This window comes from Bacillus sp. N6 (assembly GCF_052805735.1).
The window spans coordinates 2,071,903-2,085,690 of sequence record NZ_CM127843.1; the positions used below are offsets into that span (position 1 = coordinate 2,071,903).

Annotated in this window: 11 protein-coding genes and 1 pseudogene; 9 read left to right on the forward strand and 3 right to left on the reverse strand. The window is 34.1% G+C overall.

Annotated features, from left to right (window positions below; all coding sequences use genetic code 11):
• The first annotated feature begins 4 nt into the window (after positions 1-4).
• The 3 genes and pseudogenes from ACUXVC_RS10710 (at position 5) to ACUXVC_RS10720 (ending at position 1,942) form a co-directional block, all read left to right on the forward strand.
• Positions 5-646 carry an HAD family hydrolase gene (locus ACUXVC_RS10710; RefSeq protein WP_141241074.1) on the forward strand — a complete coding sequence of 214 codons (642 nt, stop codon included), beginning with the start codon at positions 5-7 and terminating at the stop codon, positions 644-646.
• Positions 633-998, forward strand: a pseudogene (locus tag ACUXVC_RS10715) (VOC family protein). Before ACUXVC_RS10710 ends, ACUXVC_RS10715 begins: the two are co-directional and overlap by 14 nt.
• A gap of 11 nt (positions 999-1,009) precedes the next feature.
• Positions 1,010-1,942 (forward strand): aminoglycoside phosphotransferase family protein, encoded by a 933-nt coding sequence (locus ACUXVC_RS10720; protein WP_098976045.1) that lies wholly within the window; start codon positions 1,010-1,012, stop codon positions 1,940-1,942.
• 35 nt (positions 1,943-1,977) lie between these two features.
• Here the strand turns inward: ACUXVC_RS10720 and ACUXVC_RS10725 are convergent, their stop codons facing one another.
• Positions 1,978-3,261: a S41 family peptidase gene (locus ACUXVC_RS10725; RefSeq protein WP_095690993.1), complete on the reverse strand. Its 1,284-nt coding sequence runs from the start codon at positions 3,259-3,261 to the stop codon at positions 1,978-1,980.
• Positions 3,262-3,389: 128 nt separating this feature from the next.
• Complete coding sequence (locus ACUXVC_RS10730) at positions 3,390-4,847, reverse strand: serine hydrolase (protein WP_095690992.1); 1,458 nt, start codon at positions 4,845-4,847, stop codon at positions 3,390-3,392.
• A 180-nt stretch (positions 4,848-5,027) separates the two neighbouring features.
• Between ACUXVC_RS10730 and ACUXVC_RS10735 the strand changes: the two genes are divergently transcribed.
• The 6 genes from ACUXVC_RS10735 to ACUXVC_RS10760 all read left to right on the forward strand — a co-directional run bounded on the left by ACUXVC_RS10735 (position 5,028) and on the right by ACUXVC_RS10760 (position 13,026).
• The gene (locus ACUXVC_RS10735) at positions 5,028-7,604 is read left to right on the forward strand and encodes an alpha-L-rhamnosidase (protein WP_095690991.1); all 2,577 of its coding nucleotides are present in this window, start codon (positions 5,028-5,030) and stop codon (positions 7,602-7,604) included.
• Between the two features lie 111 nt (positions 7,605-7,715).
• On the forward strand, positions 7,716-8,672 hold the full coding sequence (locus ACUXVC_RS10740; protein ID WP_000679600.1) for a thymidylate synthase: 957 nt from the start codon (positions 7,716-7,718) through the stop codon (positions 8,670-8,672).
• A gap of 19 nt (positions 8,673-8,691) precedes the next feature.
• Positions 8,692-9,180 (forward strand): dihydrofolate reductase, encoded by a 489-nt coding sequence (locus ACUXVC_RS10745; protein WP_000637207.1) that lies wholly within the window; start codon positions 8,692-8,694, stop codon positions 9,178-9,180.
• A gap of 155 nt (positions 9,181-9,335) precedes the next feature.
• The gene (pbpC, locus tag ACUXVC_RS10750; protein WP_016098466.1) at positions 9,336-11,321 is read left to right on the forward strand and encodes a penicillin-binding protein 3; all 1,986 of its coding nucleotides are present in this window, start codon (positions 9,336-9,338) and stop codon (positions 11,319-11,321) included.
• A gap of 239 nt (positions 11,322-11,560) precedes the next feature.
• On the forward strand, positions 11,561-12,196 hold the full coding sequence (locus tag ACUXVC_RS10755; RefSeq protein WP_000170028.1) for an FMN-dependent NADH-azoreductase: 636 nt from the start codon (positions 11,561-11,563) through the stop codon (positions 12,194-12,196).
• 110 nt (positions 12,197-12,306) lie between these two features.
• Positions 12,307-13,026: a lysophospholipid acyltransferase family protein gene (locus ACUXVC_RS10760; protein WP_000616582.1), complete on the forward strand. Its 720-nt coding sequence runs from the start codon at positions 12,307-12,309 to the stop codon at positions 13,024-13,026.
• Between the two features lie 41 nt (positions 13,027-13,067).
• Here the strand turns inward: ACUXVC_RS10760 and trhA are convergent, their stop codons facing one another.
• Positions 13,068-13,724, reverse strand: coding sequence for a PAQR family membrane homeostasis protein TrhA (gene trhA / locus ACUXVC_RS10765; RefSeq protein ID WP_000136889.1), 657 nt, complete (start codon positions 13,722-13,724; stop codon positions 13,068-13,070).
• Between the last annotated feature and the right edge of the window lie 64 nt (positions 13,725-13,788).

Sequence of the window (13,788 nt, forward strand, 5' to 3'; positions counted from 1 at the left end):
GGGAATGCAAAAATATATTGTTTTTGACTTTGATGGCACATTAGTAGATTCACAAAATATATTTGTACCAATTTATAATCAACTTGCTGAAAAACACGGGTATAAAACGGTAAGGGAAGAAGAAATTGAGTATTTACGTAAATTAACGATGTCAGAGAGATGTAAACAACTCGATGTACCACTGTACAAACTACCGATATTAGCGTTAGAGTTTTATAAATTATATCAGCCTGCTATAAAAGATCTCGTTTTATTCCATGGAATGAAGGATGTATTAGATGAACTACATAAAAAAGGATACGGTATTGCGGTTATATCATCTAATTCAGAAGAGCATATTCGAGCATTTTTACAAAAGAATGATATAGAAAATATACAAGAAGTGTATTGTTCTAAAAATTTGTTCGGTAAAGACAAGATGATAAAAAGATTTTTAAAATCGAAAAAAATAACTGAGAAAGATATGTTATACATTGGTGATGAACAGCGAGATGTAGCAGCTTGTAAAAAGGCTGGGGTGAATGTAATTTGGGTATCTTGGGGATATGATGTTATTGAAACAGTGAAAAAAGACGCACCCGATTATATGGTTCATAAGCCGATGGAAATTGTGCAAGTAGTACAAGGAGTGTATTCATCATATTGAATTTTGAGTAGCAAATTTAGAGGAATCCATTTCTTATTATGATAAGTTGTTTCCGATAATTGGATGGAGAAAGTTAAATGAAGTAGCATATAGCACGGGAGAAAGTGAAATATACTTTAAAGAAGTAGATGAGGAAATCGTAAGGACGTTAGGTCCTAGACATATTTGTTATCAAGCTATTCATAGAGAAGTAGTTGATGAAGTAGCAGATTTTCTTTCTAGTACGAAAGTGAAGGTAATACGTGGTCCAATTGAAATGAATCATTATTCAGAAGGGTACTATACGATTGATTTTTACGATCCGAATGGATTTATTGTAGAAGTAGCCTATACACCAAATGCAGAAATGTAAGGGGAATAGATATGAAGATAATTACAGCACGGCAAAACAATATACAAATTGTAAAAGATGCAGCGAATATTGAAGAAATTTCTAAAGGTTTCTCTCCAGATAAGAAATATGTAATTACGAATGCAAATAATGAAAAATATTTATTTCGGACAGGAGATATAAAAGAGTATGAAAGAAAGAAAATAGAGTTTCAAATTTTAAATGAAATGGTAAAACGTAACATACAGGCACAAAGGCCAATTGAAATAGGTATATTGGAAGAAGAAGGTGTATGCTATAGTATTTTTTCATATTTAGAAGGGGAAGATGCGAAGAAGCTATTGCCTACGTATTCACCAAAAGAACAATATGATATTGGCATAGAGGCAGGAAAAGATTTAGCAAAAATGCATACATATGAAGCTCCTAATGATATACTTCCATGGCATGAAAGAGCAATGAAAAAACATAGTAAATATTTAGAAGCATACAAAACATGCGGAATAAAAATAAAAAATGATGATAAGATTATTAAGTTTATAGATGAAAATGAAATGTATGTAAAGGATCGTCCAAATCGATTTCAGCACGATGATTTTCATTTAGAAAATATAATTGTACGGGATGGGAAATATGTAGGTGTAGTTGATTTTAATGGTTATGACTGGGGCGATCCACTGCATGATTTTGTGAAAATTGCACTATTTGCAAGGGACATTAGTATTCCGTATTCAATAGGACAAATAGAAGGATACTTTAATAGGAGAATACCAGAGGAGTTCTGGAAATTATATGCGGTCTACGTTGGCATGACAGTTTTCTCATCAGTTGTCTGGACATTAAGAGTAGCACCACATATGTTGGATGATATGTTAGAGCGTCTTCATATTGTATTGGAAGATCATAAAAACTTTGAGTTATCGAAGCCAAGTTGGTTTCAACTAGATAAGATTGATATGGAATAGAAAAGGTAGGTGTAATTCGCACCTACCTTTATTTTTTACCATTCTTCATTTTGAAGTAGTTGTAATGCTAACTTTAAATCCACATCTTCTTGTATATGTTCCGGAGTCCATGGGATATGTATATGTGGTTGTATCCCAATTCCGGACATTCCTTTGCCTTTATCTATAATAGAAAGCCGTGAAGTAGGATAGTAAAGAGCGAATGTATCAGCCCATTCCATTACTGCTAAATTAGAATAATCATTTAAACCAGCAGTAGGACGACCTATTACTTTTACTTTCGGTGATTTTTTTGTTGCTTCTACAAAAGAATCACCAGAGCTTCCACATGTAACATCTGTTAATACGGCTACTCTACTTGGTGTTGTTCGTCCGTGTATTTTCAAAGTTTGAAGTTCTTTTGGTAGTCCAGATGTATCAAATGTAACAAGGCCCTTTTTATAATTCTCTTTTAAATCGTGAATAAACATATCAGTAAATAATTTTGAAAGTTCATCTAATGAATCATAATCTTCTGTTTCGAAGTCTTTCATTCTTAAATGAAAGTTTCGTTCTGTATGATTTAATTGCATGGTATCTGAAGAATCGAAAAGAGAAATCTCTTTGTCTTCAAATAAGTAAGGAAGTAGTGTGAAAAATGCATCATCACTTCCACCACGATTCAATCGCACATCTATAATTAAGTTTGGAAAAGAATCCAGCTCGTTTTTGTATGAGTTGATTAATTGATTAATAGCTGCAGCATTTGCAAAGTCAGTTAAAGTAAGTAAGAGTGTATCTTTATTGTACTTTTTTAATGAATAGATAGGTGTGTATTCGCTTTGTTTATATTTTTGTAAAGAAATGGTTTCGGTTACTCCATCTTTATCTATAAGTGTACAATTTGATGATTTTAATAAAACATAGTCCCATTTTTCACGCTCATATGTATTCTCATTTACATACTTTTTATACTTTATTAATAGTTCAGGAATTTTCATGTTATCTAATGCGACGATAGCTTGTCCTTTGTTTACTCTTTTTTCTTGTGAAGTAGATGTAATATATAGGTGATCTTCGTATCTTTTCACTTGGAAGCCAACACTGTTAAGAGGTTGATTGTTAGAGCACATTTTGAAAAACATATGATTGTCTTTGAAGTCTAATAAGTAATCGTTTACAATTTCAGTGAATTGTACTGGTGTTAAATCTCTTTGCTTCTCTAGTTGCTCAATTGTTTGTAAATATGTAGTAGGATCATCCCATCCTTTTTTATCAATACAACCGGAATAATCGCGATGAGTAATCGAAACAACTTCTTTGAAGATTTCTGTGTACAATGCTTTTCCTCCTTATAGTTTAAATAACTAAATAAAAGGATTCCTTGTTCTATACGTAAAATCCTTTATTTGGATGAGAATATTAATATAAAAATAGAGGGAAGTGTATCTTCCCTCTATTAAAATACTTATTTAATTTTCTTAAATGTAAGCGGCTGAGTACTTAATGTAGCTGGTACATGTAACTGAAGGGATGGGAATTCGCCACTTACATTCATTTCATAAGCGAATAATAAGCTCATTTTCATTTGGAATAAGTCAACTTTTGCAGAGAAGATGTCGTAATGATGATGCCCTAATTGAATATCCATTTCCATAAATTGTACATATAACGAATCATCTCGTTTGTATACTTGTAATGTTCCGTATGCAGGATGTTCAAAAGCACCAGTATAGTCCTCTAACTTGTGCGAAGGTGTAGTCCCTTTAATTTGTTCAGGGAGGGATTCAGTTGCTTCTTTCATCATTTCCTTCATTTTTTCAGTATCTTCTACAGCACGTTTATGCCAATCAATGGATTCAAATTCAAGTAATTCGTCATAAATTTGATTAGCCAGATAAGTAGGAAGTAATGTTCCTCCAGCATTCGTTAAAATGACAAGGCCTATGTTTTCTGTTGGTATGAATGAAACAAGCGCTGAAAATCCATCGATATTACCGCCATGATGAATCACTTTTTTACCACGATAAGCGCTAATAAACCAACCAAGACCGTAACTATTTAATGGAGATTCAGGGAGTGATAAAACCGGTTGGTCTGGAATTGAATTGTGTGGTGTATACATTTGTTGTAATAATTCAGAGGAGATTAATTCATGATCTCCAAATTTTCCTTCATTTAAGTGGAGAAGTACCCAATTTGCCATATCTTCAATTGTAGAATTAATACACCCAGCAGCGCCAACTGTATCGATGTTACGGAATGGAACTGCTTTTATTTCACCGTCATTTTCAATGTAAGGTAAAGCGTAATCATCTGTAGTTTGTGAATCGTTAACAGAGAAGTTTGTATGTCTCATATTTAAAGGTTCTAAAATATGTTCTGTAGCGTATTGCTCCCACGTTTGATTTGTAATGTTTTCAACAATGTAGCTAATTGTCGTATACATTAAGTTGTTATATAGAAACGATGTGCGGAACGGTGCATCAAGTGGTAAATATTTTATTTTTTCAACGAGATCTTTTCGAGATAAGGAAGAACTGTACCAAAGAGCCTCATGACGACTCACTCCAGTTCGATGAGAAGCTAAATCCCGTCCTGTAGCTTGTGAGCTAGCAAGTAGTTCAGATAAAGTAAAGTTAGGTATATAAGACTGGATAGGGGTATCCCAATTAAACTTTTTTTGCTGTGCTAACAAGCTTAATGAAAGTGTGCCAAATGCTTTCGTTGAGGAACCGATTGCGAACCGGGTATTCGGTGTAACAGCCTCTTTTGTTTCTATATTACGATAGCCGAAACCTTCTGAAATAATAACTTCACCGTCTTTTATAACAGCGACAGCAGCACCAGGAACATTTAAATCCTTCATCATTTTTTCAACCGTTGTTTGTAAAGAAGTCATAACAGGTGTTTCAATTTTAGACATACTTCTAACCTCCAAATATAAATTTTTTCCCTACCGCACTATACTTTCGGTGATAGAAAATGAAAACCTTTTAAAATATGGAAAGTTAATAATTTTGTAAGGATGAATAAAATTATTATTTATTTAGAATTTTATTTTTATTATAATTAATCTAAATGAAAAAAGAGATGGTGATAAAGTGTGCTGACAATAAAGAAATTGCTTTGTGATAATAAAAATAATCCGATAGGTATAGATTCAAAAGTTGTTAAAATTAGCTGGCAACTTGAGTCAAATAACAAAAATGTAAAACAACATGCTTATCACTTACAAGTTGCAACTGATAAAGATTTCGAAACGATAGTATTTAATTCGCAGAAAGTAGAAACAGATCAAAGTTTGCATATACCGATTGATTTATTTCCATATAGAGCGGAGACACGTTATTTTTACAGGGTAAAGGTGTGGGATAACCATGAAGAAGAAACACCTTGGTCAAACGTCGCATTTTGGGAAACTGGATTACAAGGATATGACAATTGGAGAGGAAACTGGATTGCTGCGAAAAAAGAGCGAACGCAAGTTATGTCTTTTCATAAAAGTTTTTCTACTAAAAAAGTAGTTAAAAAAGCACGCTTATATATCACTAGTTTAGGACTATATGAGGCTTCTATTAATGGAGAGCGTATTGGAGATTGTTACTTTACTCCTGGATGGACAAGTTATGATAAGAGAGTATTGTATCAAACGTATGATATAACGCATTTATTAAAGGTTGGGCAAAATGATATTTCTACTCTGGTAGGTAACGGCTGGTATACGGGGCCGATTACTATGCATCATGTACGTAATTATTACGGGGAAAGACGTGCGATAATTGCTCAATTACATATAACGTATGAAGATGGAACAGAAGAAAAAATTGTAACTGACGAAACATGGAAGGTAACTCCAAGCCCTATTTTATATTCGGAAATTTATGAAGGTGAGGTTTACGATGCTAGGTTAGAAGAAAGTGGTCAAGAGGTAGATCACGTTGAAGTAATTGAGCATTCTAAACAAATAATTGTTGCACAAGAAAATGAATCAATTCGTAAAATGAAAATGATAAAACCGATTTCTATTTCAAAACTACCGGATCACGAATGGCTCATTGATATGGGGCAAAATATGGTAGGCTGGGTGCGCTTTACAGTCCATCATGTTTATAGTGGCCAAAAGATAGAATTGAATCATGCTGAAATGTTAAATAAAGACGGTAGTTTGTATACTGGAAATCTCCGAAAAGCAAAACAAAAAGTAGTGTATATAGCAAAAGGAGAGGCGGAGGAAAAATTTGAGCCTCATTTTACATATCAAGGCTTCAGGTATGTGAAAATAAGTGGATTAACGCAGCCACCTCAAATAGCAGATTTTGAAGGGATTGTATTACATACGGATATGGAAAAAGCGACCGAATTTGAAACGTCTAATCCATTAATCAATCAACTTCATCATAATGTAGAGCGGTCTCAAAGAGGGAACTTCTTTGATGTGCCAACAGATTGTCCGCAGCGAGACGATCGACTTGGATGGACAGGAGATGCACAAATGTTCATTGGGACGGCTACACAAATTATGAATGTTCAATCGTTCTTTAAAAAGTGGCTCCAAGATTTATCATTAGACCAAAATGTTAACGGAGCTGTGCCTTTAGTTATTCCAGATGCGTTTGGGAAAAGAGCGGATTTTGATTTAGATACTTCTGGCGGCTGGGGCGATGCAGCAATTATTTGTCCATGGGTCCACTATTTACATTACGGAGATGTATCGATTCTAAAAGAGCAATATGACAGTATGAAGAAGTATATAGATTACATACGTTCACAAGGTGAGAACGAGTATTTATGGGATACAGGCTATCATTTAGGGGATTGGCTTGCATTAGATACGAAACCCAATGTATATGAAGGTGGAACAGATAAGCATTTTATTGCAACGGCTTTTTATGCATATTCAACATCGCTTGTACAAAAAATTGCTGAGATTTTAGGTGAAAAAACAGATGCTAAGTTTTATAAAAAGTTACATGGAAATATTGTTCAAGCTTTTCAAAATGAATTCGTTACACCAAATGGTAGGTTAATTTCAAATACCCAAACAGCCCACATATTAGTACTTCTTTTTGAACTAGTGAATGATAATAGGAAGGAGAAAGTATTCAATCGCTTAATTGAGCTTTTAAAAGAAAATAAAAATCATTTAACTACGGGTTTTATAGGAACACCGTACTTAAATTTAATTTTAAGTAAGTTTAAACGTCATGACCTTGCTTGTAAGCTTCTATTTCATGAAGATTATCCATCCTGGTTATATCAAGTGAAGAAAGGGGCTACAACAATTTGGGAACATTGGGATGGCGTAAAAGAAGATGGAACACTTTGGAATGATAATATGAATTCTTATAATCATTACGCATATGGTTCTATCGTTGAATGGGTATATCGATATATTATTGGATTAGAAGTGGATGAAACAAATCCTGCATATAAACATTTTTATGTACAACCACATTTTGATTCGAATTTAGAATGGATTAAAGTGAAGCGGGAAACAGCTTATGGAGAAATTAAGATTGAGTGGCGTGTAGAAAAAGAACAAGCATTTTTACACGTTTCCGTACCACCTAATGCGAATGCTACATTACGAATAGACGACACGAATTGGAAAGCAGAACATAACCTTGAAAAGGATTTTGGATCAGGCGATTATAAATTTACATTTTGTAAAATATATTGAAATAGAATTCTGTTTATATAGAAATATTTTTTATTCATTAGGATTATTAAATTCACTGTTTTTCATGTTATGATAAATTTCATATAAGATTGAAAGAAGGTTTTTCTACATATGAAACATGCTGAAAATGAATACTTAAATTTATGCCGCCATGTAATGGAACATGGTACGAAGAAAGAAGATCGTACAGGGACAGGAACGGTATCTGTATTTGGATATCAAATGCGTTTTGATCTGAGTAAAGGATTTCCTTTATTAACGACAAAAAGAGTACCATTTCGCCTTGTAGCAAGTGAATTGCTTTGGTTTATGAAAGGTGATACAAATATTCGCTATTTATTGCAGCATAATAATAATATTTGGAATGAATGGGCGTTTAAGAGCTGGGTAGAAAGTGATGAGTATACTGGTCCTGACATGACTGATTTTGGTCTTCGCTCACAACAAGATGAAGAATTTAAAGTACAGTACGATGAGCAAATGGAATTGTTTAAAAAGAACGTTTTAGAAGATGATGATTTCTCAAATAAATATGGTTATTTAGGAGACGTATACGGAAAGCAATGGCGTGCTTGGAAAACGACAGCTGGTGAGACACTTGATCAATTAAAAGATGTAATTGAAATGATTAAAAAAACACCAGACTCACGCCGCTTAATCGTTTCTGCTTGGAATCCTGAAGACGTACCGAGTATGGCATTACCGCCTTGTCATACGTTATTCCAATTTTATGTAGCGGATGGGAAACTTTCTTGTCAGCTATATCAAAGAAGTGGTGACATATTCCTTGGAATTCCATTTAACATTGCAAGCTATTCACTGCTAACACATTTAATTGCACATGAATGTGGTCTTGAAGTAGGAGAATTTGTTCATACAATTGGTGATGCACATATTTATACAAATCATTTTGAACAAGTAGAAAAGCAATTGGCACGTGAACCACGTCCATTCCCGAAACTTACATTAAATCCAGATGTGAAATCTGTTTTCGATTTTGAAATGGAAGATTTAACGATTGAAGGATATGATCCACATCCAGCAATTAAAGCACCGGTTGCAGTATAATTGTAGAGGAGATGAAAAAATGATTGTTTCATTTATGGTCGCAATGGACGAAAATAGAGTAATTGGTAAAGATAATAATTTACCTTGGCGTTTACCGAGTGAATTACAATACGTGAAGAAAACAACGATGGGTCACCCGCTTATTATGGGAAGAAAGAACTATGAAGCGATTGGTAGACCGCTGCCTGGAAGACGTAATATTATTGTAACTCGTAATGAAGGATATCACGTTGAAGGATGTGAAGTTGTTCATTCTGTAGAAGAAGTATTCGAACTATGTAAAAATGAAGAAGAGATTTTTATTTTTGGCGGAGCGCAAATTTACGATCTCTTTTTACCATACGTAGACAAGTTGTATATAACAAAAATTCATTATGCATTTGAAGGAGATACATTCTTCCCAGAAATGGATATGACAAATTGGAAAGAGATTTTTGTAGAAAAAGGTTTAACAGATGAAAAAAACCCGTATACGTATTATTACCACGTATATGAGAAACAACAATAATAAAGAAGATTGATGTGAGAATTCGCATCAATCTTTTTATTTATATTCACCAATATAAGTTTATAGATGAGATTCGATAGTGCTATAATGATAGGTAGCATGTAAAAATGCTAAAATTTTCAAAAGTACTAATATAGAAAGAGGAGGAGAATCGATTGAGAAAGATATGGGGGATTCTTTTTCTTTGCTTAACATTCATGTTAGTTGGATGTGGTAAAGAAGAAAAACCACAAGAAGCGTTTGATACATATGTAAAAGCGTGGAATAAACAAAAATTTGCAGATATGTATGATCAACTATCAAAAAATGCAAAAAAAGATATTTCAAAGAAAGAATTTACTGAGAAATATGAAAAAATTTATTCTGGTATCGAAGTGAAAGACTTAAAGGTGGAAACAGGGGAAGTAAAAGAAGATAAAAAAGATGAAGGCCCTGTTCCTTTTAAAGTAAGCATGGATACAGTTGGTGGTAAAATTACTTTTGGCCATGAAGCAAAAATGGTTAAAGAAAAAGATGGAGATAAAGAATCTTGGAAAATAGATTGGACTCCTGATTTTATTTTCCCTGGCATGACGAAAGATAGTAAAGTGCGTATGCAGACAACACAGCCAAAACGTGGTGAAATATACGATCGTAATGGAAAAGGTCTTGCAACAAATGGGAAAGCTTCTGAAATCGGATTGATTCCTGAAAAGTTAGGCGATACTGCTCCGCAAACGAAAGAAACAGTAGCGAAGTTATTAAATATGTCTGTAGAAGAAATTGATCAAAAATTAGCTGCTAAATGGGTAAAACCAGGGTATCTCGTACCAATTGGAATTTTGCCTGAAGGGGCAACGCAAAATACGTACATTGATTTACCAGGTGTTTCAACAAAACCTGTAAATGTTCGTACATATCCGTTAGGGGAAGCGGCAGCTCATCTGACTGGTTATATTGGAAAGGTAAATGCTGAAGATTTAAAAACGCTACAAAAGAAAGGCTATCAAGCTGATGACCCAGTTGGTAAAGCTGGTTTAGAGCAAGTATTAGAGGAAAAGCTACGCGGTAAAAAAGGTGGCCGTGTCTTTGTAGAAGATGCGCAAGGAAAAGAAATTAAAAACTTGGCAAAAACAGATGCTGTTGATGGAGAAAATGTAACTTTAACTATTGATAGTGCTGTTCAAGAAAAAACGTATAATGAAATGAAGGGCGAAGCTGGTTCAAGTGCAGCAATCAATCCGAAAAGTGGAGAAACAATTGCACTAGTAAGTAGTCCAGCATATGATCCTAATTTAATTGCACGAGGAACATCGAAAGCGCAACGCGAAGCTTGGAATAATGATCCGAAAAAACCGATGACGAATCGCTTTACACAATTATCGGTACCAGGTTCTGTATTTAAACCAATTACAGCTGCAATTGGTCTTGAAACGAAAACAATCGATCCAAAAGAAGAGTTGAAAATTGAAGGATTAAAATGGACAAAAGATTCTTCTTGGGGTAATTATTATGTAACGCGTGTGAAAGATGCAAATCCGATTGATTTTGATAAGGCGATGAAATACTCGGATAATATTTACTTCGCACAAGAAGCGTTGAAAATCGGAAAAGACAAGTTTATGAGTGAAGCGAAAAAATTCGGATTTGATGAGAAACTACCAATTGAATATGGATTCCCTGCTTCTAAAATTGCAAATGACGGTATTAAAAATGATATTCAAATGGCAGATACAGGATATGGACAAGGACAAGTATTAATGACTCCTCTTCATTTAGCTTTAACGTATGCGCCAATTGTAAATGATGGAACGATTCCATCACCGTATATTATTAAAACAGATAAACAACCAAAAGCTTGGAAAGAAAATGTAATTTCTAAAGGAAATCAGGATATATTAAAAACTGCTATGACGAAAGTAATTAATGATCCGGATGGTACAGGGAAAATTGCTAAGATTGATGGAATGACTCTTGCTGGAAAAACAGGTACAGCGGAATTAAAAGTATCTAAAGAAGCCGAAGGAAAAGAACTAGGCTGGTTCGCTGCATTTGATTTGAATTCGCCAGATATGGTCATTACAATGATGATTGAAGATGTAAAAGGTAGAGGTGGAAGTAACATTCCAGCTGAAAAAGTAAAACATGTTTTTCAAAAATAATATGTAATAAAAGGCTATCTCTATAATTTATAGAGGTAGCCTTTTTGTATGAGAAGTCTTAATATCTGTATACTAAATTTTAGAGAAACAAAATAAATCATTAACTTACGAAAAAAAAGTAGCTATTTTTTATTGACATTGAATAAAACTTTTTGTATTATACTTACATAAGGTAAGTTATTAACTTTTAAAAAACAAATCTTGAATTGAAGATAAAGAGAAAAAAGGGAGAGAATACAATGACAAAAGTATTATTTATCACAGCAAATCCAAATTCAGCAGAAGGTTCTTTCGGAATGGCAGTAGGGGAAGCTTTCATCGAGGCTTATAAAAACGAGCATCCACAAGACGAAGTTGTAACAATTGATCTATTCAATACTACTGTACCAGCAATCGATGCAGATGTATTTGCTGCTTGGGGTAAATTTGCAGCAGGTGAAGGCTTTGAAACTTTAACGGAAGCTCAACAACAAAAAGTAGCAGCAATGAACACAAACTTAGAAACATTTATGCATGCAGATCGTTATGTATTCGTAACTCCAATGTGGAACTTTAGCTATCCACCAGTAGTAAAAGCATACTTAGATAACGTAGCAATCGCAGGTAAAACATTCAAATATACTGAAAATGGTCCAGTCGGCTTATTAGAAGGTAAAAAAGCACTTCACATTCAAGCAACAGGTGGCGTATATTCTGAAGGAGCATACGCAGCTGTAGACTTCGGACGCAATCATTTAAAAACTGTATTAGGATTTGTCGGTGTAAATGATACTGATTATATTGCAGTTGAGGGTATGAATGCAAACCCTGAAAAAGCACAAGAAATTAAAGAAGCGGCAATTGCTAATGCTCGTGAATTAGCAAAACGTTTCTAATATAGAATGCTTAAAAAGTCCAAACACTTGCTGTTTGGACTTTTTTTCTTCTTTTTCCTTCGTTTGTCTAGTATAATGAAGGTCGGAATGATAATAGGTGGGGGTTCTGTATGATTCAAACGTTTTTTAAAATCTTTTATTTAATTTTAATTGTAATTGCGATTACACCGAGAATGTGGCGTCTTAAAAGACAAGTAAATACGATGGCGCCAAAAGAAAAAGATAATGCTGTGTACAAAACGACAAATTGGTTTGGTAAGAAAATGGTACGTGTAGCTGGAGGGACAGTAGAAGTGAAAGGGCTTGAAAATGTTCCGAAAGACAAGCCGGTACTAGTTGTAAGTAATCACCAAAGTAATATGGATATCCCTGTTTTACTAGGTTACTTAAATAAACCAATTGGATTCGTGTCAAAAGCAGAGATTAAAAAGTTCCCAGTTGTACCAACTTGGATGGAACTTATGAATTGTGTATTTATGGATCGTAGCGATCGTCGTCAATCTCTTAAAGCAATTAAAGATGGAATCGAACTATTAAAGAATGGACATTCTATCGTAATTTTCCCAGAAGGAACGAGAAGTAAAGGTGGCGAAGTTGGAGAGTTTAAGGCTGGTAGTTTCCATCTTGCAGTAAAATCAGGTGTAGCAATTTTACCTGTAACGTTAGATGGTACATATAAGATGTTTGAAGCGAATGGAAATCGTATGAAGTCAGCTCATGCAACAGTAACAATTTCTAAGCCGATTACACCTGAAGAGTATGCGAATATGGATATTAAAGAATTAACGAAGCATACACAGGAAGTTATCGCATCACAATTACATAAGTAATAAAAAAGGTTTCAGCTTATAGTAAGCTGAAACCTTTTTTATTATGCTGTAGGTAAGACGTAAAAGAGTACACAGAAGAACATCATCGCACTACCACCTAAAACGAACAGGTGCCATATGGCATGGTTGAAAGGTAGCTTTTCCCAAAGGAAGAATATAGCTCCGACAGAATATAAAATTCCACCTGCTAAAAGTAGTGAAAAACCATGTCCAGTTAGATTTTCATAAAGTGGTTTAATGGCAACGATTATGAGCCAGCCCATAATGATGTAACATAAAGTTGATGCCTTTATAAAGCGACGTACAAAGAAGATTTTGAAGACGATACCTCCGATTGCAAGTGTCCAAATTATAGCAAGCAACGTCCATCCTAATGGGCCACGAAGTGTAATAAGTAGAAAAGGAGTATACGTGCCAGCAATCAATAAGTAAATGGCTGAATGATCTAAAATAGTAAATATTTTTTCTACTTTAGGATGATGAATGCTATGTAGCAATGTTGAAAACAAGTACAGTAAGAACATGCTTACACCATAAACAGTAAATGCGACTACAGCTGATGCGGTACCGTGCTTAGAAGCATGAATAATCAATATGATTAAGGCAGGGATGCTTAAAATGGCACCGATACCATGTGTAATTGCATTTGCAATTTCTTCTTTTACAAATTGGGTCATTCGTGTCATTTTTTCAGTCATAATGCAAATCCTTTCTACTATCATAAAATAATATGTCATTTCCCTTACCATATCATACACAAGA

Excerpts from the sequence above, each read along its gene's own strand:
- ACUXVC_RS10710 (WP_141241074.1), top strand. The coding sequence starts at position 5 with ATGCAAAAATATATTGTTTTTGACTTTGATGGCACATTAGTAGATTCA.
- ACUXVC_RS10720 (WP_098976045.1), top strand. The coding sequence starts at position 1,010 with ATGAAGATAATTACAGCACGGCAAAACAATATACAAATTGTAAAAGAT.
- ACUXVC_RS10730 (WP_095690992.1), bottom strand. The coding sequence starts at position 4,847 with ATGTCTAAAATTGAAACACCTGTTATGACTTCTTTACAAACAACGGTT.
- ACUXVC_RS10740 (WP_000679600.1), top strand. The coding sequence starts at position 7,716 with ATGAAACATGCTGAAAATGAATACTTAAATTTATGCCGCCATGTAATG.
- ACUXVC_RS10745 (WP_000637207.1), top strand. The coding sequence starts at position 8,692 with ATGATTGTTTCATTTATGGTCGCAATGGACGAAAATAGAGTAATTGGT.
- ACUXVC_RS10755 (WP_000170028.1), top strand. The coding sequence starts at position 11,561 with ATGACAAAAGTATTATTTATCACAGCAAATCCAAATTCAGCAGAAGGT.
- ACUXVC_RS10760 (WP_000616582.1), top strand. The coding sequence starts at position 12,307 with ATGATTCAAACGTTTTTTAAAATCTTTTATTTAATTTTAATTGTAATT.
- trhA (WP_000136889.1), bottom strand. The coding sequence starts at position 13,724 with ATGACTGAAAAAATGACACGAATGACCCAATTTGTAAAAGAAGAAATT.